The organism is Providencia sp. Me31A (assembly GCF_050487165.1).
Classification (GTDB): domain Bacteria; phylum Pseudomonadota; class Gammaproteobacteria; order Enterobacterales; family Enterobacteriaceae; genus Providencia.
The window spans coordinates 19,652-39,206 of record NZ_JBKQGZ010000028.1 but is presented as its reverse complement, the minus strand read 5'-3'; the positions used below and the strand labels follow the sequence as shown (position 1 = coordinate 39,206).

The 19,555-nt window shown below is 41.9% G+C and carries 18 protein-coding genes and 2 tRNA genes; 16 read left to right on the top strand and 4 right to left on the bottom strand.

Features of this window, described 5'->3' with window-relative positions; all coding sequences use genetic code 11:
• Window positions 1–43 precede the first annotated feature (43 nt).
• The 4 genes from ACLPIE_RS19430 to ACLPIE_RS19415 all read left to right on the top strand — a co-directional run bounded on the left by ACLPIE_RS19430 (window position 44) and on the right by ACLPIE_RS19415 (window position 4,326).
• Window positions 44–1,612, top strand: coding sequence for an alpha/beta hydrolase-fold protein (locus tag ACLPIE_RS19430; RefSeq protein ID WP_430263367.1), 1,569 nt, complete (start codon window positions 44–46; stop codon window positions 1,610–1,612).
• Window positions 1,613–1,791: 179 nt separating this feature from the next.
• Window positions 1,792–3,231 carry an alkaline phosphatase gene (gene phoA / locus ACLPIE_RS19425; protein WP_430263366.1) on the top strand — a complete coding sequence of 480 codons (1,440 nt, stop codon included), beginning with the start codon at window positions 1,792–1,794 and terminating at the stop codon, window positions 3,229–3,231.
• A 202-nt stretch (window positions 3,232–3,433) separates the two neighbouring features.
• On the top strand, window positions 3,434–3,964 hold the full coding sequence (locus tag ACLPIE_RS19420) for a GNAT family N-acetyltransferase (protein WP_430263365.1): 531 nt from the start codon (window positions 3,434–3,436) through the stop codon (window positions 3,962–3,964).
• A 107-nt stretch (window positions 3,965–4,071) separates the two neighbouring features.
• Window positions 4,072–4,326: a DUF1435 family protein gene (locus tag ACLPIE_RS19415; protein ID WP_430263364.1), complete on the top strand. Its 255-nt coding sequence runs from the start codon at window positions 4,072–4,074 to the stop codon at window positions 4,324–4,326.
• Window positions 4,327–4,483: 157 nt separating this feature from the next.
• On the opposite strand, the gene ACLPIE_RS19410 is transcribed toward ACLPIE_RS19415, so the two are convergent.
• From ACLPIE_RS19410 to rsmC, 3 genes are all read right to left on the bottom strand, one after another.
• Window positions 4,484–4,569, bottom strand: a tRNA-Leu gene (locus ACLPIE_RS19410).
• 48 nt (window positions 4,570–4,617) lie between these two features.
• Window positions 4,618–4,703: transfer RNA gene (locus tag ACLPIE_RS19405), tRNA-Leu, on the bottom strand.
• 196 nt (window positions 4,704–4,899) lie between these two features.
• A complete protein-coding gene (gene rsmC / locus ACLPIE_RS19400) occupies window positions 4,900–5,913 on the bottom strand; it encodes a 16S rRNA (guanine(1207)-N(2))-methyltransferase RsmC (protein ID WP_430263363.1) in 1,014 nt (337 codons plus the stop codon).
• Between the two features lie 131 nt (window positions 5,914–6,044).
• Between rsmC and ACLPIE_RS19395 the strand changes: the two genes are divergently transcribed.
• The 12 genes from ACLPIE_RS19395 to deoD all read left to right on the top strand — a co-directional run bounded on the left by ACLPIE_RS19395 (window position 6,045) and on the right by deoD (window position 18,827).
• Entirely contained in the window at window positions 6,045–6,455 is a 411-nt protein-coding gene (locus ACLPIE_RS19395) for a DNA polymerase III subunit psi (RefSeq protein ID WP_430263362.1), read from the top strand.
• Entirely contained in the window at window positions 6,424–6,876 is a 453-nt protein-coding gene (rimI, locus tag ACLPIE_RS19390; protein WP_430263361.1) for a ribosomal protein S18-alanine N-acetyltransferase, read from the top strand. The genes ACLPIE_RS19395 and rimI overlap by 32 nt, the downstream gene beginning before the upstream one ends.
• A 32-nt stretch (window positions 6,877–6,908) precedes the next feature.
• Window positions 6,909–7,973: a tartrate dehydrogenase gene (locus ACLPIE_RS19385; RefSeq protein WP_430263360.1), complete on the top strand. Its 1,065-nt coding sequence runs from the start codon at window positions 6,909–6,911 to the stop codon at window positions 7,971–7,973.
• A gap of 202 nt (window positions 7,974–8,175) precedes the next feature.
• A complete protein-coding gene (gene prfC, locus ACLPIE_RS19380; protein WP_430263359.1) occupies window positions 8,176–9,765 on the top strand; it encodes a peptide chain release factor 3 in 1,590 nt (529 codons plus the stop codon).
• A 193-nt stretch (window positions 9,766–9,958) separates the two neighbouring features.
• Window positions 9,959–10,369 carry a BON domain-containing protein gene (locus ACLPIE_RS19375; RefSeq protein ID WP_430263358.1) on the top strand — a complete coding sequence of 137 codons (411 nt, stop codon included), beginning with the start codon at window positions 9,959–9,961 and terminating at the stop codon, window positions 10,367–10,369.
• 148 nt (window positions 10,370–10,517) lie between these two features.
• Window positions 10,518–11,606, top strand: coding sequence for a patatin-like phospholipase family protein (locus tag ACLPIE_RS19370; RefSeq protein WP_430263357.1), 1,089 nt, complete (start codon window positions 10,518–10,520; stop codon window positions 11,604–11,606).
• Window positions 11,587–12,384, top strand: coding sequence for a TatD family hydrolase (locus tag ACLPIE_RS19365; protein ID WP_430263356.1), 798 nt, complete (start codon window positions 11,587–11,589; stop codon window positions 12,382–12,384). The genes ACLPIE_RS19370 and ACLPIE_RS19365 overlap by 20 nt, the downstream gene beginning before the upstream one ends.
• Window positions 12,385–12,689: 305 nt before the next feature.
• The gene (locus ACLPIE_RS19360) at window positions 12,690–13,973 is read left to right on the top strand and encodes a NupC/NupG family nucleoside CNT transporter (RefSeq protein ID WP_430263382.1); all 1,284 of its coding nucleotides are present in this window, start codon (window positions 12,690–12,692) and stop codon (window positions 13,971–13,973) included.
• 487 nt (window positions 13,974–14,460) lie between these two features.
• Window positions 14,461–15,240, top strand: a complete 780-nt coding sequence (deoC, locus tag ACLPIE_RS19355; RefSeq protein ID WP_430263355.1) for a deoxyribose-phosphate aldolase — start codon at window positions 14,461–14,463, stop codon at window positions 15,238–15,240.
• A 43-nt stretch (window positions 15,241–15,283) separates the two neighbouring features.
• The gene (gene deoA / locus ACLPIE_RS19350; protein ID WP_430263354.1) at window positions 15,284–16,606 is read left to right on the top strand and encodes a thymidine phosphorylase; all 1,323 of its coding nucleotides are present in this window, start codon (window positions 15,284–15,286) and stop codon (window positions 16,604–16,606) included.
• 53 nt (window positions 16,607–16,659) lie between these two features.
• The gene (deoB, locus tag ACLPIE_RS19345) at window positions 16,660–17,883 is read left to right on the top strand and encodes a phosphopentomutase (protein ID WP_430263353.1); all 1,224 of its coding nucleotides are present in this window, start codon (window positions 16,660–16,662) and stop codon (window positions 17,881–17,883) included.
• A gap of 227 nt (window positions 17,884–18,110) precedes the next feature.
• Window positions 18,111–18,827 carry a purine-nucleoside phosphorylase gene (deoD, locus tag ACLPIE_RS19340; protein ID WP_430263352.1) on the top strand — a complete coding sequence of 239 codons (717 nt, stop codon included), beginning with the start codon at window positions 18,111–18,113 and terminating at the stop codon, window positions 18,825–18,827.
• Between the two features lie 61 nt (window positions 18,828–18,888).
• Here the strand turns inward: deoD and ACLPIE_RS19335 are convergent, their stop codons facing one another.
• Complete coding sequence (locus ACLPIE_RS19335) at window positions 18,889–19,383, bottom strand: GNAT family N-acetyltransferase (RefSeq protein WP_430263351.1); 495 nt, start codon at window positions 19,381–19,383, stop codon at window positions 18,889–18,891.
• Window positions 19,384–19,555: the final 172 nt, after the last annotated feature.

The window sequence follows — 19,555 nt, the reverse complement described above, 5'->3', positions numbered from 1 at the left end:
TTGATAGTAATAATTATTATCAGTTGACTCATTAGGACTAGATGTGAAATCTTTGCCGCTTTTAGGGTGTATTCTATTTTCTTGTACAGCAATGGCCTCGAATTCAGACTGTATTCGTTTGGCCGAACTCTCTTCTGCACAGGGAGTACATGACAGCGAGGGTCGTAGTTGCTTATTTTTTGAGGTATCACAGCAAGATTTTATTAAACAACATGGTGATGGGGTTTCCACTGCCATATTATTGGATGCAAAGAAACAACCAATTCGAACGTTGCAAGAATATGGTTCAGCGCAAGAACCCCACTCTGTAGATTATCTCGTACCTGAAAACGGGGTGTATTACCTTTCATTAAAAGGGGAGCCAGGGAAGCCTTGGCACTTACAGTTTAATGTTAGCACTTACCAGCCTTTAGATATCAAAAAAGAGGGAGAGCCCGTTAGCTCTAAGTTACAGAGCTTATTGGATGAATATTACAGTGATGGTGACTCGACAGCTTTTTGGCAGGCTGTTGCTGCACAAGGGACACCATTAATTGAGAACCTTCCAGGTAAGCAGAAACGGGCTACCTTTTTGTGGCGAGGGGCAAAGTCAAATGTCTATATTTTAGGCGCTCCGTCTGGTAATCATGAACGAATGGCGCATTTACCGGATACGGATATTTGGTATCGCTCATTTATTATTCCTGATGATACGTTGACTCAATACAAAATTGCGCCAGATATTCCAACTGTGCCTGAAGGCGGGTTCGCACAGCGTAAAGCGATTTTAGTCACCGCACAGGCTGATCCTTATAATCCTCATGTTGTTCCTTCATTCATCACCGACAAATACAACCGTTTTTCCGTGTTATCACTTGCTCCGCAGATACGCCAATGTAACTTCCCTGAGATAGAAAATACAGGAGTACAGGGGCATTTGGAAACGTTCACACTTTCTAGCCAAGTTTTGAAAAATGAAAGAAAAATTACGGTGTATCGCCCAAATGTACCGATGGAGCAACCTGCACTTTTGGTGTTATTAGATGGCCAAATTTATCTACAAAATTATCAAATGGCGAAATTTTTTGATAAGTGGATAAATGGTGGTGATCTTCCTGCAATGAATATTGTATTTGTTGATAGCATTAATTCAGATCGCCGTGGGGACGAATTACCTCCCAATGATGATTTCCCTAAATTGCTGGTGGATGAATTAATGCCGCTACTCGCCAAAAAAGGCATTCAAGCAGAGGCAAATCGTACCATTATTGCAGGCTCTAGTTTTGGTGGGTTAGGGGCGACTTGGAATGCATTACAACATCCGGAAGTGTTTGGTAATGTACTTAGCATGTCAGGTTCTTATTGGTGGGCGCCAAAGGGGGAAGATCCTGAATGGTTGATCCGTCAGATAGAAAACATGCCCCCACTGCCCATTCGCTTTTTCCTTGAAGCGGGGTTATTTGAACAAAGAGGTAGTTGGGGTGGGATTATTCAAAATCATTATCGCTTATTTGATGTGCTAAAACACAAAGGTTATCAGGCGGACGCACTAGAGTTACCGAGTGGACATGATTATGTTTCTTGGTGTGAAACGCTGTATGAAGGCACAAAACAGCTAGCCTCGCAGTGGTAAATTACGCCTATTATTGTGACAAAAAGCAGCTTATATGGAGCTGCTTTTTCACATTTATGACAACCATCTTTATTCCGCAATAAAAACGTCATTCAACTGTCATCTAGCTCCTTTAGCATGCCTATTATTATTTGAAGCATACATTCTCTTTTTCATTATTGATTGGCAAGGAAACAGTTATGACGGGTAATTTTATGAAATCCCTTTTAGCGGTTACGGTAAGCACGTTAGTTTTAGGTACTACAATTCCTGCTTATGCCGCAGATAAAAATGATGCCGTTTCTGAAAATCGAGCTGCTCAAGGCGATATTACTAAATTTGGCGGAGCGCGTCGTTTAGCGACTGAACAAACTGACATAATGAAAGCGGCTCTTCATAATGGTCAAGCTAAAAATGTGATTTTATTTATCGGTGATGGTATGGGAGATTCTGAAATTACCGTCGCACGTAACTATGCAGAAGGTGCTTCTGGCTTTTTCAAAGGTATTGATGCACTGCCTATTACGGGGCAATATACCCATTATGCGTTAGATAAAAAAACGCAGAAACCAGACTATGTGACTGACTCTGCGGCTTCGGCGACAGCATGGTCATCTGGTGTGAAAACGTATAATGGTGCATTAGGGATTGATGTCTTTGGCAATGACCATGAAACTTTAATTGAAATTGCGAAGCGTAACGGTAAAGCAACGGGTAACGTAACCACGTCTGAAATTCAAGATGCAACACCAGCGGCACAGTACTCTCATGTGAGTGCGCGTAAATGTTATGGTCCTGAAGAAACGTCAGAAAAATGTGCGACGAATGCGTTAGAAAATGGCGGACGTGGTTCAATTTCAGAACAATTGCTGGTGACGCGTGCTGATGTCACTTTAGGTGGCGGAGCAAAAAGTTTTCAACAAGAAGCGAAGGCTGGCGACTATAAAGGCAAAACGCTAGAACAACAAGCGATTGAGCGTGGTTTTAATATTGTACGTGACGTAAATGCCTTGAATGATGTTAAAGTGGCCAACCAAGACAAACCTGTTTTAGGCTTATTCCATGATGGCAATATGGCGGTCGCATGGGAAGGTCCGAAAGCCGTTCATTATGGTAATATTAATAACCCGCCACTTGAGTGTAAGCCGAACGCAAAATTAGACCCTAATGCACCGACATTAGCGCAAATGACTAAAAAAGCGATTGAGTTATTGGAAGTCAACCCAAATGGTTTCTTCTTACAAGTTGAAAGCGCCTCTATTGACAAACAAGATCACAAAGCCAATCCATGTGGTCAAATTGGTGAAACCGTCGCCCTTGATGAAGCGGTACAAGTCGGCTTAGATTTTGCGAAAAAACACGGTGATACATTAGTTATCGTGACTGCCGATCACTCTCATTCAAGCCAAATTATTCCAGAAGGCACTAAATCCACAGGTTTAACTCAAGCGCTGATCACCAAAGATGGCTCTGTCATGGTTGTCAACTACGGTAACTCTGAAGAGGATGACTCACAGGAGCATACGGGAGCTCAGCTACGTGTGGCAGCTTATGGCCCACATGCGGCAAATGTAATGGGTCTGACTGACCAAACCGATTTGTTCTTTACCATGCGTGATGCGATGGGATTGAAGCAATAAACCAACCCTGTAGTGAAAATTCTCTGCGATAGGATGTTGCAGAGAATTTTTTATTTCTCTCTAACTTCTCGTTTTCTTTCAACCATCCCTCAATAGCACCATGAAATATTTGAACTTATTTTTTTATTGTTTATCTTGATGATTAAGTATTAGATAACAATAAATGTGCTTATTTATAAGTACAAATAATGAGAAAAATATAATGAGAGAAATTCGCAAACTACAGAGAGATGAAATCCCATCCGTTTGGTCAATTGATCGCACTGAATTAATTGAGCATCTTTATTTATATCAAGATGGAAATCTAGTGCTATCAAAGCAGCGTTTTGATATGAAAGGTTGGCCTGAGGGGGAGCCTGAGGCATATACCCCACATTTGTTGGAAAGCTATGATCAAGGTGCTATTTTTTTAGGTGTGTTTGAGAAAGACAAACTCATTGCTGCGGCAAGCCTAGATAATGTGTGGCGTGGTGAGCAAAAAAACTTATTACAATTGTCTTTTTTGCATGTTAGTTATCCATATCGCGGTGAAGGGTTAGCAGGGAGATTGTTTCAGCAATGTGTTGATATTGCTATAGAAAAAGGGGCGAAAGGACTATATATTTCAGCGACACCATCTGAAAATACAGTTCATTTTTACCAATATCTTGGCTGTACACTGATTGAAGAACCCGATCCTGAGTTGTTCGCCTTAGAACCCGAAGATATTCATTTTGTTTACTGGTTTGGCTGATATATTGAGGTGATGAATTAGGTGTGATGTTGAACAAAAAATATTGAAATTTACTAAAAAGTAGATATTATTGATAATCATTATCATTTAGTGTTGTTGAGGTCATTATGCCAACTAGCATATCAAAAACCACCGGCTTACGACGTATAGGTGCGGGTTTATGGGGCGTTTTCGCAGTGATATTGCTGAGCATTGTTTATGTACTTAGCAGCATAGGGTTAGATAGCCTTAGAGTCGTAATGATCACTATGATGGTTGCGACCGCAGGGATGCTATTTAACCGAGGCTCACGGCGTTTGTTGATTATTCCTGCTGTTATTTCTTTGGCTTGTTTTTTAATGGCTTTTGTACTGCAAAGATAATTTGGTAAATCGTTTACTGGCTCGATAGTTGCGGGCCTGTAAATCATTTATTGATGTATTATTAGGCTAATTATTTATCGGTGATGTAGCAAAATAATGTCAGAACAGGGGTTATTTTCTGAAGAGATACCTGAAAAGGTAAATACTGACTGACCCGTGGTGCGAAAGGGGGGACTTGAACCCCCACATCCAAAGGACACTAACACCTGAAGCTAGCGCGTCTACCAATTCCGCCACCCTCGCAATACCGTCTCGTCAATACTAAATTATTGTTGTTTATCTCAAAATTAGTGGTGCGAAAGGGGGGACTTGAACCCCCATGTCCGAAGGACACTAACACCTGAAGCTAGCGCGTCTACCAATTCCGCCACCCTCGCAATGCCAAACTAAATTTTGATACAGCGATACTTTTTACCTAATAACGATGTGGGGCGGATTTTAGGCTAATTTTGGCGAACGTCAATAATTTTTTAGGAGACAGTTTTTTATTTGCTGAAAAAATGGCCACCTATTGTAGCTGGCCATGTTACCTACATTAAAAATTGTAGTTTAGTGTGTTTCTAGAAGAAACGTTTAGCGCTTAGTCGCTTGGTAAACTTTAAATTTACCCGTTTTTGCTAGCACTTCGTGACCGCCAAATGCTTTATCTAACAAATCAGGATAAGGTAAGAAGGCATTAGCTACGATGCGTAAGCGCCCACCTTTTTTCAGGAATTTAGGGGCTTGGTAGATCATGTTTTCAACAGCACGGTAACTGGTATTCAGGCCATCATGGAACGGTGGATTAGAGATAATCCAATCAAATTTATCATGAATGTCTGAGTAGGCATCACTGGCAACTACTTTTCCTTCGAGCTTATTTGCTTCTAAGGTTGATGTTGCAGAGTCTATTGCAGAGGCGCTGACATCGCTTAATGTCAGATTGATGTCTGGGTTTTGTGAGCCAACTACGGTTGCAAGCACACCGTTACCACAGGCGAGATCAAGCAGGTCACCACTCATTGGCTCTGTGAGGGTTGACAGTAGCAAGTCGCTGCCAATATCAAGTTCCATATGGCTAAAGACACCCGGTAAGGCATTAATTCTCACATTATCAATCTGATAATGGCGCCACCAGCGGTCAATATCAAAAGTGGTTGGTTGCTCTAGTTCACCATAGTACAAGCCACAGCGGCGGGCGGAGTCAATTTTTTGTAAACTAGCGATTCCCTCCATAATGGACTCTGCGCTTTTCACACCGCTACGGTTTTCACCAACGATAAAAATTTGGCTACCTACAGGGAGGTGAGTGCAAAGATCATCAAGCTGGAAACAAGCTTCTTGTTTATTTTTTTGCCAGAAGTAGATCAGAGTATTGCAAGGCTGAATAAACTCCGCGGGTGTTGTGGTGGAAAATAGTGCCATTTCCCCCATCAATGGTTGTAACCGTTTCCAATGGTGGTATTGATTAGTAACCACTCGAACACTTGTGGCGTCTATCATGGCAGCCAATTCATCCTGAATGTCACCGGCCAAAATGACATGACGATCTGTAAAATGCTCGAGATGGCGCTGAATAACTTCGCTGGCAGGTGTCAGTAATGACATATTCTGTCAATCTCCTAAAATAATAAAAACCGATAACACATTACCAGAAATGAGATAAATAGCATTGCTCTGTTGGCGCTATTAATCCCCTTTGATAAGATGTGGTTGTAAAATTGCGACTGGAAAATTATATGACACGACGTGACAGGCTTTTAGAACAAATGGGGATCACTCAATGGATGGTGAGAAACCCTGCCGTGTTACGTGGTGAACGTGGTGTAAGGTTCCCAGCGTCGACTAAGCTTATTATTATTACTGATGAGAACCTTGATTTAAACAGCCAACTGCTAAAAGATATTTTTCTATCAATGAATATTACGCAAGATGATGTTGTTTGTGTGAATTCAGAGCAGTTAAGTTTAATCCCAACACCAATAACCATTCCTTGTTGGGTCTTGGGTGGTGAAATCCACCCTGAAGGTGTGAAAATTATGTTTATTTCTCCTGTTTTGTCGGAACTTATATTGAGTCACAGCGCAAAACAGGCACTATGGAAACAAGTTTATCAATATGATGAAAATTTCACCACTAAAGCAATCTGATCTTGCGACGGCCTTCTTAATTGAGAAACTAAGCCATGATTTTCCGTGGACTGAGCGAGTTTTCTACGGAAATCAAGGGGAAAAGTACCATAATCTAAAAATTTCTATTAATAATCAAATTGTTGGTTATGCAATAACACAGTATGTTTTGGATGAGGCGACGTTGTTTAATATTGCCATCCACCCAGATTACCAAGGAAAAGGATATGGCCGTTTGCTGCTGGAACAGCTTATCGGTGACCTCGTCAAGAAAGGGATATTAACCCTGTGGTTAGAGGTTAGGGAGTCAAACGCATCGGCTTTGCATCTTTATGATAAACTCGGTTTTCACCAAGTTACAGTTCGTAAAGACTATTATCCCGCGAAGAAAGGCAGAGAAGATGCATTAGTGCTGGCTTTAACCTTATTTAATGACCAGTAATATACTTAATTTATTTTTCAGAGGTTCTCGCCATGTCACAATTCAATATCGCGGTTATTCCGGGTGATGGTATTGGTACAGAAGTTATCCCTGAAGGGCTTAAAGTTCTAGAGGCTGCTGCAAATAAATATGATGTAAAACTTAATTTTACGCATTTTGATTGGTCATGCGAAACCTATCATCGTACAGGGCGTATGATGCCTGAAGATGGCTTAGAGCAACTGAAAAAGTTTGATGCCATTTTCTTAGGTGCAGTAGGGTTTCCTGGCGTTCCAGACCATATTTCTTTGTGGGGGTTATTATTGCCCATCCGCCGTGCATTTAACCAATATGTTAATCTACGTCCAGTTCGCTTGTTTGATGGGATCAAGTGCCCATTAGCGGATAAAAAACCAGGTGATATTGATTTTTATGTGGTTCGAGAGAATGTGGAAGGGGAATATTCGGCTATCGGTGGCATTCAATATGAAGGTACTGATGAAGAAATGGTGCTGCAACAAAGTGTATTTACCCGAAAAGGGACTGATCGTATATTAAAGTATGCGTTTGAATTAGCGCAATCACGAGAGAAAAAGCACTTAAGCTCAGCGACGAAATCGAATGGATTGTTTCATTCAATGCCTTATTGGGACAGCCGTGTTGCGCAAATGGCAAAGCACTATCCTGAGATCAAAGTAGATCAGTTCCACATTGATATTTTTGCCGCCAACCTTGTCAGAATGCCGGAATTCTACGATGTGATTGTTGGGTCAAATTTATTTGGCGATATTCTGTCTGATTTAGGTCCGGCTTGTACGGGCACTATTGCGATTGCGCCATCCGCAAATATCAATCCTGAAAAACAATTTCCGTCGATGTTCGAACCTGTTCATGGTTCGGCTCCAGATATTGCAGGCCAAAATATTGCCAACCCTATCGGTACCATTTGGGCAGCGGCCATGATGATGCAGCACTTAGGTTGTGCTGATATGCACGATACTATAATGTCAGCGGTAGAAACTGCCATCAAAGAGCGCAAATATTTAACCCGCGATATGGGGGGAAATGCGAGTACTCAGGCATTAGGCGACGAAATCGCCCGTCTTGTGAAGGCTTAATTCTTTCACTGTAATGGCTTATTCGTCAAAAAATCGGGGTACTGTTTTCCCTGTACCTCGATGCTTTGATTGTTAATACCCCGAAGATCTGCGAAAATAACCACCAATTTTGATTAACAAAACGGATTTGCTGCGCTTAGAGCCAAATCGAGCCTCTTTGAATGCCTATACAAATCTGTATATAAACGAAAAGAACGGTTAAATGACAGATCAGAACTTTCTCCATGAAGTTAGCACTCGCAGAACGTTTGCTATCATATCCCACCCCGATGCGGGTAAAACCACAATCACTGAAAAAGTGTTATTGTTCGGGCACGCTATTCAACGTGCAGGTACGGTAAAGGGTCGTGGCTCTAATCAGCACGCTAAATCCGACTGGATGGAAATGGAAAAGCAGCGTGGTATTTCGATTACCACCTCTGTCATGCAATTTCCGTATAATGATTGCCTCGTTAATTTACTGGATACCCCTGGGCACGAAGACTTCTCTGAAGATACTTACCGTACATTAACGGCGGTTGACTGCTGCTTAATGGTCATTGACTCAGGTAAAGGGGTTGAAGACCGGACGCGTAAATTGATGGAAGTGACGCGTTTACGTGATACACCAATCTTAACCTTCATGAATAAGTTGGACCGTGACATTCGTGATCCAATGGAATTATTGGATGAAGTGGAAAATGAGCTAAAAATTGCGTGTTGTCCAATCACATGGCCTATCGGTTGCGGTAAATTATTCAAGGGTGTTTATCATTTGCTGCGCGATGAGACGATCCTATACCAAACAGGGCAAGGTCATACTATTCAAGAAGTGCGTATTATCAAAGGGTTAAATAACCCAGACTTGGATGTTGCTGTAGGAGATGAGCTGGCGGCTCAATTGCGTGAGGAACTTGAACTGGTTCAAGGTGCATCTCATGAATTTGATCATGATGCTTTTTTAGAAGGGGAGTTAACCCCTGTATTCTTCGGTACAGCGTTGGGGAACTTTGGTGTTGACCACATGCTTGACGGCTTAGTCGAGTGGGCTCCAGCCCCGCAACCCCGCCAAACTGACATACGAGAAGTAAAAGCAACGGAAGAGAAATTCACCGGCTTCGTATTCAAAATTCAAGCCAATATGGACCCAAAACACCGTGACCGTGTTGCATTTATGCGTATTGTTTCAGGTACTTATGAAAAAGGCATGAAATTACGTCAAGTGCGTATTAAGAAAGATGTGGTGATTTCCGATGCATTAACCTTTATGGCAGGAGACCGCTCACAAGTGGAAAATGCCTATGCCGGGGATATTATTGGGTTACATAATCATGGCACGATTCAAATTGGTGATACCTTTACTCAAGGCGAAGAACTAAAATTCACGGGTATTCCTAACTTTGCCCCTGAATTGTTCCGTCGCATCCGTTTACGCGATCCGCTAAAACAAAAACAATTATTGAAAGGCTTGGTTCAGTTATCTGAAGAAGGTGCGGTACAGGTATTCCGTCCTTTAACCAATAATGACCTAATTGTTGGTGCGGTGGGGGTGCTACAGTTTGATGTTGTCGTTTCACGCTTAAAAAGCGAGTATAATGTTGAAGCGATTTATGAGGCAGTCAATGTTTCAACGGCTCGCTGGGTCGAGTGTGATGATGTGAAGAAACTCGAAGAGTTTAAACGTAAAAATGAGCAAAACTTAGCATTAGATGGTGGCGATAACTTATCGTATATCGCACCAACGATGGTAAACTTGAACCTCACCAGTGAGCGTTACCCAGACGTTAAGTTCCGCAAAACTCGCGAGCACTAATTTCGACTATCAACCCGCTACGTGAATAGTAGCGGGTAATCCACTTTCGACCTTCATTTTTAGTCTATTTCTCCATTATATTATTTAATATGTCAGGAATATTCTGTCTTTAGTGCATTTCTCTTTATTTTTTATGTTTTTTTACTTAGGCTGTATAGGTCATCAGTCCATCACAGTAAAAGGAAGGTTTTTTATGAAAAAAGCAACGCTATTAAACTGTTTCGGGGTTGTTGGGTTGAGCTTGGTGCTGGCAGCATGTAACTCATCATCAGATAGCGCTTTGAAAAAACAAGCCTCACAGACGTGGGACAATGCAGCAAAAACGGTAGAAATGGCAGGGAACGATACAGGTAATGCCATTTCCAGTGGTGCAAAGAGCACCGGTGAGTACATTGATGATTCCTCTATCACTGCGGATGTAAAAGGCAAGTTACTGGGCACTAAAGGCATTTCAAGCAACAGTGTATCAGTGAAGACCGTCAACGGGGTTGTATACCTCTCTGGTTTTGTCAAATCAGCAGATCAAATTGATAAAATCGTACAGGTTGCATCGCAGGTTAATGGGGTGAAATCGGTACAAAATGGCTTAGTCATTGCCAATTAGTTTGTACATAAATATTGAATAGCCCAAATAGTTGAATATTTATTAAACAAATCCATTAGAGTGAGCTTTCGTTAGGAAGCTCTTCTATTGTTAAAGTGCGTGAAAGTGGCAAGTTAAAGCAGTAAATAACACATCATTAAGGGTCACTATGGGAAAACACGTTTCAGTAACATTAGGTACTATCGAGCCCCTCGCATTCTTAGATGATATTAATCCGGGGAAAACTGCGCTGATTTGTGAAGGCGGAGGGCAGCGAGGGATTTTTACTGCAGGTGTACTGGACGAGTTTTTAATCTGCGACTTTAACCCTTTTGACCTAATGATTGGTACCTCAGCAGGAGCACAAAATCTTTCCGCTTATATTTGTGGTCAAGTAGGCTATGCTCGACGTGTGATCACTCGCTATACCACGAATTCTGCATTTTTTAATCCATTACGCTTTATTCGGGGTGGACATCTTATCGATCTCGATTGGCTGGTGGAAACTACGGCAAATGAATGTCCTCTTCGTATGCAGGCGGGACTAGATTTATTGAAGTCTGGTCGTGAGTTTTATATGGGAGCAAGCCGCAGTGATGATTTTACTGCTGAGTTTCTACAACCAACGGATGCGAATTCTTGGTTAGATATGATCCGCGCCTCAAGTGCCATTCCCGGTTTTTATCGAACGGGTGTTGAGTTTGATGGCACCTTATATCATGACGGTGGGATCAGTGCCGCTGTTCCGGTTGAAGAGGCCTATCGCCGTGGTGCAGATACCATCGTCGTGATCCGTACAGTGCCCTCCCAAATGTATTTCACACCGGAATGGCTGAAAAGAATGACCCAATGGCTGGAAGGCGACAGTAATAGTTTGCAGCGTATGGCGACTATGTTGAAAGTTCATTTAAACAGTTACCGTAAGACGCAGGAATTTATTGAAAATCCCCCTAACGATGTACAGATATTTGAAATTTATCCTCCTGTTCCACTAAAAAGCAGCGCACTAGGCAGTAAAATTTCCTCATTAAATGAGGATTATCATACAGGTAGGCGTTGTGGCCGCTACTTTATCGCGGCGCTCGGTGAGGCATTTAATCAAAATCTTCCTACCTTTAGCCGTACTCTTGAGCAGAAAATAGAAGATAGCCCCATTGATATCGACATGGTGTCTCAAGAACAAGAGGACTTAGTGCCTGCGGTCATGGCGGACACCGTAATAGGGGGGCTGCAAGTCAATGACAATCGAGACGGCTAATCCAAAATTTATCGACACTCACTGTCATTTTGATTTTCCTCCTTTTAGTGATTCTTTCACTGAAAGCCTGTCGCTTGCACAGCAAAGCGGGGTGAGTGAGATTATTATTCCGACGGTTAGTGTCGATAATTTTCAGCGAGTTTGGCAATTGGCACAGCAGTATCCACAGTTATATGCCGCAATGGGGCTCCATCCGCTATATTTGAGCCAATGCCATGATCAACATATTGATATTTTGGTCGATTATCTTAATCGGAAAGACAAAAAGTGCGTAGCTGTAGGGGAAATAGGCCTCGACCTATATATGCAAGACCCTCAATTTGAGCGCCAACAATCAGTATTATCCACTCAGTTAAAATTAGCAAAACAGTTTGATTTGCCTGTTATTTTGCACTCACGTAAAAGCCATGACCCCTTAGCGGCCATGTTACGTCGCATTGATGTCCCTGCTCGCGGTGTGATACACGGTTTTGCTGGGAGTTTATCTCAAGCTCAAGCCTTTGTTAAACTAGGTTATTATATTGGTGTGGGAGGAACGATTACCTATGAAAGAGCAAATAAAACGCGTTATGTGATGTCCCAATTGCCCCTTTCCTCGTTGCTCTTTGAAACGGATGCGCCTGATATGCCTGTTTCTGGCTTCCAAGGTGAGCCTAATCGGCCTGAACGTATTCAATGGGTTTTTCGCTCATTATGTGAACTTCGCCACGAATCCCCTTCTGAAATAGCGCAACAACTTTACAACAATAGTTTGTCGTTATTTAATCTAGCAAAGTAAAATTGCCTCTATAAATATAAATAATATTTATGTAATGCAGTTATATATCAAGTTTAATCCATTCAGCTTTTACTGTCATAAATTATGTTTTTAGTGCCTTTTTAGACTACATTAAGATGTTTTTGTGATTTTAGTCACATCGTTTGAATTTTTACTGCTTATTGCAGTACGTATTTGTGATGAAAGCTGCGGGTTATTCATGATGACTAGGTATAATCATCAGACTAAAAATCAAGGAGACTCACACGTTTCCTTATATATCAACCTAAAATAAAGTGAACAGGGATTCTTCCATGCAGCTCATTATGAGTATTATAGGAATGGCGGTACTTATCGCGATAGCTGTCCTATTTTCTAGCAATCGCCGAGCGATCCGGCTACGTACAGTCGGCGGCGCATTTTTAATCCAACTTGCCATTGGCGCATTAATTCTTTACGTACCCGCAGGGCGTAACGTGCTTCAAAACGTGTCTGATGCTGTTTCTAAAGTGATCGGTTATGGTCAAGATGGCATGAGTTTTATCTTTGGTGGTCTTGTTTCCGATAAAATGTTTGAATTATTTGGGGGCGGCGGTTTTATTTTTGCGTTCCGCGTATTACCAATAATCGTCTTTTTCTCTTCACTGATAGCGGTACTTTACTATTTAGGTATCATGCAGTTAGTCATTAAAATATTAGGTGGTGCCCTGCAAAAAGTACTCGGAACATCAAGAACAGAATCTTTATCAGCTACGGCAAATATCTTTGTTGGGCAAACAGAGGCACCACTGGTGGTTCGCCCATACATTGCAACTATGACAACGTCTGAGCTATTCGCCATTATGTGTGGTGGTTTGGCGTCTGTAGCAGGCTCTGTATTGGCAGGTTATGCGCAAATGGGTGTTCCGATGGAATATTTGATTGCCGCATCATTTATGGCTGCACCGGGCGGTTTGTTATTCGCTAAATTAATGGTTCCTGAAACTGAAGATATTAAAGATAGAGTTAATGCGACAGATTTAGTGGCTGAAGACGAACGTCCTGCTAATATCATTGATGCGGCGGCGTCGGGAGCTTCATCAGGGATGCAGTTAGCATTGAACGTTGGTGCGATGTTATTAGCGTTCATTGCCTTAATCGCTTTAATTAACGGGATATTAGGTGGCATTGGCGGTTGGTTTGACTACCCTCAATTGTCCCTTGAGTTATTATTAGGCTGGCTATTCGCCCCTATTGCATATCTGATTGGTGTACCTTGGAATGAAGCGACAATAGCAGGTTCTTTCATCGGGCAGAAAATTGTAGTGAATGAGTTTGTTGCCTTTATGAACTTTGGTGAATACATGAAGGCGGATGCAGATGTCATTGCGGCAGGTAAACAAGTGTTATCTGACCATACCAAAGCGATTATTTCTTTTGCATTGTGTGGGTTTGCTAACTTATCATCAGTGGCTATCTTACTGGGTGGTTTAGGTGGAATGGCGCCAAATCGCCGAGGCGATGTTGCTCGTTTAGGTATGAAAGCGGTCATGGCCGGAACTCTGTCTAACTTGATGAGTGCGACAATTGCTGGTTTCTTCTTAACATTGGGTGCAGTCGCAATTATCTAATTGATTTCTGATAGCGATGAGCTCGTTATTTGAAGCTAATATAACGGAAGGGTGATTGTCCTTCCGTTTTCATTTTGATGGTTTATATTCTTTTAATAGCTGCTTATCTCAAGTCCAAATTTTCAGCTATTCTTAACTTAGCCAATTATTGCTTAGAGCAGTAAATAAAAGCCATTTGAGTGAATAAATTGATAGCCTGATCGGCTAAAATGAGATTTAGTTAACATTTTTAATTTTGATAATGTAACATTCAGTCGATTAATGTGATTTGTAGCACATAAAATAGCAGGGTTTCATGGTCAAATAGCCATTAGTAAGCTGCTATGGAACTGCTAGTTCTAAGAGTGAAATTACTCTAGGGCATGATGCGGTGAGAAGGATCTCAGCTGCTCAGTTCGGAAAAACCGACTAGCATCTTTAAGGAACCAAGCCCGCTCGCCAACAAAGAACGTGTCGTTCTGAAGAATTAACAACGTTGGAGAGTTATATGACTGATTTAAAAGCAGCCGCACAACGCGCGCTGACCCTGATGGATTTAACAACATTAAATGATGACGATACAGATGCAAAAGTTATCACATTATGTCATCAGGCGAAAAGCCCAGCTGGCAATACAGCTGCAATCTGTATTTACCCTCGTTTCATTCCAATCGCACGTAAAACATTACGTGAACAAGGTACCCCTGATGTTCGTATTGCGACAGTAACTAACTTCCCACATGGTAATGATGATATTGAAATCGCATTAGCGGAAACGAAAGCGGCGATTGCTTATGGTGCAGACGAAGTTGACGTGGTTTTCCCATACCGTGCACTGATTGCAGGTAATGAACAAGTCGGTTTTGACTTAGTGAAAGCCTGTAAAGAGGCTTGTGCAGCAGCGAATGTATTACTGAAAGTCATTATTGAAACAGGCGAATTAAAAGATAAGGCGCTGATTCGTAAAGCTTCTGAAATTTCAATTAAAGCAGGTGCTGATTTTATTAAAACTTCAACGGGTAAAGTGCCTGTTAACGCGACACTAGAAAGTGCTGAAATCATGATGCAGGTCATCAGTGATATGGGTGTGGCGAAAACCGTTGGCTTTAAACCTGCTGGTGGTGTTCGTACCGCAGAAGAAGCGGCTGAATATTTAGCATTAGCTGGTCGAATTTTAGGTGATGATTGGGCAGATAGCCGTCATTTCCGCTTTGGCGCATCAAGTTTATTAGCTAATTTATTAAATACACTGGGTTTTGACGTTAAAAAATCGAGTAGCAGTTATTAATCTATTTAGTTAGCCGATAAATTCGACTTTAAAGGAGTATATCGTGTTTCTGGCACAAGAAATTATTCGTAAAAAACGCGATGGTAAGCCGTTAAGTGAAGAAGAAATTCGTTTCTTTATCAATGGAGTTCGTGACAATTCTGTTTCAGAAGGTCAAATTGCTGCATTAGCGATGACTATCTATTTTAACGATATGACGATGCCTGAGCGTGTCGCGTTGACTTTAGCCATGCGTGATTCAGGAACGGTTCTGAACTGGAAATCGTTAAACCTCAATGGCCCGTTAGTGGATAAACACTCAACAGGTGGCGTGGGAGATGTGACATCACTGATGCTTGGCCCTATGGTGGCAGCATGTGGTGGTTATGTACCGATGATTTCAGGCCGTGGGTTAGGGCACACTGGCGGTACATTGGATAAACTTGAAGCGATTCCAAATTTCGATATTTTCCCAGATGATGTCCGTTTTCGTGACATTATCAAAGACGTTGGTGTGGCGATTATTGGGCAAACCAATTCATTAGCACCCGCTGACAAACGTTTTTATGCAACCCGTGATATCACAGCAACGGTTGATTCCATACCATTAATTACGGCATCCATTCTGGGTAAAAAATTAGCCGAAGGTCTTGATGCATTAGTGATGGATGTAAAAGTTGGCTCTGGGGCATTTATGCCAACTTATGAGAAATCAGAGGAATTGGCTGAATCCATCGTTAAAGTCGCCAATGGCTCAGGTTGTAAAACGACCGCATTGCTGACCGATATGAATGAAGTACTGGCGTCAAGTGCCGGTAATGCTGTTGAGGTGCGTGAAGCGGTTCAATTTTTGACAGGGGAATACAGAAACCCTCGCCTCTATGAAGTGACCATGGCATTGTGTGTAGAAATGCTAGTGTCAGGCTCATTAGCCGCGACCCGTGAAGAGGCACGTCAGAAATTACAGGCAGTATTAGATAATGGTAAAGCGGCAGAAGTATTTGGCCGTATGGTTGCAGCGCAAAAAGGGCCTGCTGATTTTGTTGAAAATTACAACAAATACCTGCCGACTGCGGTACTAAGCAAAGCGGTTTATGCGCCAAAAGACGGCATCATCACGCAAATGGATACCCGTGCGCTGGGAATGTCTGTCGTGACCTTAGGTGGTGGTCGTCGTAAAGCGACAGACCCAATTGATTATAGTGTTGGTTTGAGTGATATCGCCGCATTAGGTGCCAAAGTGGATACCCAGACACCACTGGCAATTATCCATGCAAACAGTGAAAAAGCGTGGGAAGAAGCGGCGAAAGAAGTGCGTGAAGCGATGGTGATTGGAGATAAAGCGCCTGAAGCAACACCAATGGTTTATCGCCAAATCAGCGAGTAATATAAATAGATTTTAGTGGTATATCGTATTTAAAAATACCGCAGGAGAAAAATATGAAACGCACATTTATTATGGTTTTAGATTCCTTTGGGATCGGTGCTGCACACGATGCACATAAATTTGGTGATGAAGGTTCAAATACGTTAGGTCACATTGCAGATGCTTGCGCACGCGGCGAGGCGGATATTGGTCGTAAAGGGCCTCTGCATTTACCCAATTTAACAAAATTAGGTTTAGGTAAAGCAGGAGAGGAATCAAGCGGTTCATTCCCTGCGGGTCTTGACCCTAATGCGGAAATTATTGGCGCGTATGGTTATGCGAGCGAAATTTCTTCAGGTAAAGATACGCCGTCTGGTCACTGGGAAATCGCAGGTGTTCCTGTACTGTTCGATTGGGGATATTTCTCTAACGAAGAAAATAGCTTCCCGCAAGAATTATTGGATACGTTAGTTGAAAAAGCGAACTTACCTGGTTATTTAGGTAACTGTCACTCATCCGGTACCGTAATTTTGGATCAACTGGGTGAAGAGCATATGAAAACAGGGAAACCGATTTTCTATACTTCTGCTGACTCCGTATTCCAAATTGCTTGTCATGAAGAAACTTATGGCCTAGACAAACTGTATGAGTTGTGCGAAATCGCACGTGAAGAGTTAACTAAAGGTGGTTATAACATTGGCCGTGTTATCGCGCGTCCATTTGTTGGTGACAAAGCCGGTAACTTCACACGTACAGGTAATCGTCATGACTTAGCGGTGGAGCCACCAGCACCAACTGTATTGAAAAAACTAGTTGATGAAAAACAAGGTGAAGTCGTTTCTATCGGTAAAATTGCTGATATTTACGCGCATGTTGGTATCACTAAGAAAATTAAAGCTACAGGTATTGATGCGCTATTTGATGCCACTGTTGAAGAAATGAAACTGGCTGGTGATAACACGATTGTTTTCACTAACTTTGTTGACTTTGACTCTGCATACGGTCACCGTCGTGATGTAGCAGGTTATGCAGCGGCATTAGAATTATTTGACCGCCGTTTGCCTGAGCTGATGAAGCTGGTTAAAGAGGATGATATTTTGATTTTAACGGCTGACCACGGCTGTGATCCAACTTGGGCGGGAACTGATCATACTCGTGAGCACATTCCTGTTCTGATTTATGGTCCAAAAGTAAAACCCGGTTCATTAGGCCATCGCGAAACATTTGCTGATATTGGCCAAACAGTTGCGAAATACTTTGACCTGTCTCCAATGGATTATGGTAAACCGATGCTCTAATAATAAGGTGGGGAACCACCTTATTGAGGTTGTTGACAAAGCGGGATAAAAGCGTGGTTTTTCCCGCTTTGTGTTATCAGCCGAAAATCAATGAATTGATTTTCCTAGCTTATTTTCAAAACCTATATGACTTGCTGCCAAACATAATATATTTGTCAGCAGTCTGAATAAGGTGGGGAACCACCTTATTCATTTTAAAATATTTAATTGTCTAAAGGGAAATAATCATGGCAACTCCACATATTAATGCAGAAATGGGTGATTTCGCTGATGTCGTTTTGATGCCAGGCGACCCATTACGTGCAAAATACATCGCTGAGACTTTTCTTCAAGATGTTCGCCAAGTCAATAATGTACGTGGTATGTTAGGTTTCACAGGGACTTACAAAGGCCGTAAAATTTCTGTTATGGGTCACGGTATGGGCATCCCTTCATGCTCTATCTATGCGAAAGAGCTGATCACTGATTTCGGTGTTAAAGTACTGATCCGTGTTGGTTCATGTGGTGCAGTAATGGATGACGTAAAATTACGTGATGTTGTTATTGGTATGGGGGCATGTACAGACTCTAAAGTTAACCGTCAACGTTTTAAAGATCATGACTTTGCAGCAATCGCAGATTACGATTTAGTACATAATGCGGTTGAAGCAGCAAAAGCCAGAAACGTTAACGTACGTGTGGGTAACCTGTTCTCTGCAGACCTATTCTATTCACCTGATCCTGATATGTTTAAAGTCATGGAAAAATACGGCATTCTCGGTGTTGAGATGGAAGCTGCTGGTATCTATGGTGTGGCTGCGGAATTCGGAGCACGGGCACTGACAATTTGTACTGTGTCTGATCATATCAAAACGGGCGAACAAACCACCTCAGAAGAGCGTCAAACTACATTCAATGAAATGATTGAAATTGCATTGGATTCAGTATTATTAGGCGATAAGTAATCAGTTAATCACATACTGAGATGATTTTTAAATGCCACGTATAGCGTGGCATTTTTTGTGGTTATTTTTTGATCCTACTCATCATCACGGCATCAACATACTGCCCATCACGAAACGCATAATCGCGCATTCTGCCCTCTTGTTCGAAGCCAAACTTTTCATATAGTCCAACACCATTGCCATTTGCTGCAAACACTTCCAATTCAATGCGATGGACATTGAGCCAATTATCGCAGTAATCCACCATCACTTGCATCAGTTGCGAGCCTATCCCTTTGCCTTGGTATGCCTCACTGACGGTAATACCGAAGGTAGCCACATGGCGGCGGCGTAATTGATTGGGTTGATGAATAACGAGTAGCCCGACAACCGTATCATCAATAGTGGCGACAAACTGGGTAACGAGCGGGTCATTCGCCCCAAGGCGAGCTTCCCACGTTTTTTCTGTTGGATAAGGGAGTTGTAAGGTGTTGGCATAGGCTGAATAGTCAGCATGCATTTGAGTGATTGCCGGTACATCGCTCAGTGTTGCCCTGCGAATGGTTAAGTTATTCATTATTTTTCTCATTTAGTCATTGTCGTTTCTAGAATATATTAATCACATCAAAAACATTCTATGTCAATGAGATATAAGAATTATTATATGAAAAATAGTGAAATAAATTGAGTGTTTTATAATCGTTATTTGATATAAAAAACTAATCGAACTCTATATTATTTTTCATGAT

Coding starts and splice junctions, on each gene's coding strand:
- phoA (WP_430263366.1), top strand. CDS start 1,792: ATGACGGGTAATTTTATGAAATCCCTTTTAGCGGTTACGGTAAGCACG.
- ACLPIE_RS19420 (WP_430263365.1), top strand. CDS start 3,434: ATGAGAGAAATTCGCAAACTACAGAGAGATGAAATCCCATCCGTTTGG.
- ACLPIE_RS19415 (WP_430263364.1), top strand. CDS start 4,072: ATGCCAACTAGCATATCAAAAACCACCGGCTTACGACGTATAGGTGCG.
- rsmC (WP_430263363.1), bottom strand. CDS start 5,913: ATGTCATTACTGACACCTGCCAGCGAAGTTATTCAGCGCCATCTCGAG.
- ACLPIE_RS19395 (WP_430263362.1), top strand. CDS start 6,045: ATGACACGACGTGACAGGCTTTTAGAACAAATGGGGATCACTCAATGG.
- rimI (WP_430263361.1), top strand. CDS start 6,424: ATGATGAAAATTTCACCACTAAAGCAATCTGATCTTGCGACGGCCTTC.
- ACLPIE_RS19385 (WP_430263360.1), top strand. CDS start 6,909: ATGTCACAATTCAATATCGCGGTTATTCCGGGTGATGGTATTGGTACA.
- prfC (WP_430263359.1), top strand. CDS start 8,176: ATGACAGATCAGAACTTTCTCCATGAAGTTAGCACTCGCAGAACGTTT.
- ACLPIE_RS19375 (WP_430263358.1), top strand. CDS start 9,959: ATGAAAAAAGCAACGCTATTAAACTGTTTCGGGGTTGTTGGGTTGAGC.
- ACLPIE_RS19370 (WP_430263357.1), top strand. CDS start 10,518: ATGGGAAAACACGTTTCAGTAACATTAGGTACTATCGAGCCCCTCGCA.
- ACLPIE_RS19365 (WP_430263356.1), top strand. CDS start 11,587: ATGACAATCGAGACGGCTAATCCAAAATTTATCGACACTCACTGTCAT.
- ACLPIE_RS19360 (WP_430263382.1), top strand. CDS start 12,690: ATGAGTATTATAGGAATGGCGGTACTTATCGCGATAGCTGTCCTATTT.
- deoC (WP_430263355.1), top strand. CDS start 14,461: ATGACTGATTTAAAAGCAGCCGCACAACGCGCGCTGACCCTGATGGAT.
- deoB (WP_430263353.1), top strand. CDS start 16,660: ATGAAACGCACATTTATTATGGTTTTAGATTCCTTTGGGATCGGTGCT.
- deoD (WP_430263352.1), top strand. CDS start 18,111: ATGGCAACTCCACATATTAATGCAGAAATGGGTGATTTCGCTGATGTC.
- ACLPIE_RS19335 (WP_430263351.1), bottom strand. CDS start 19,383: ATGAATAACTTAACCATTCGCAGGGCAACACTGAGCGATGTACCGGCA.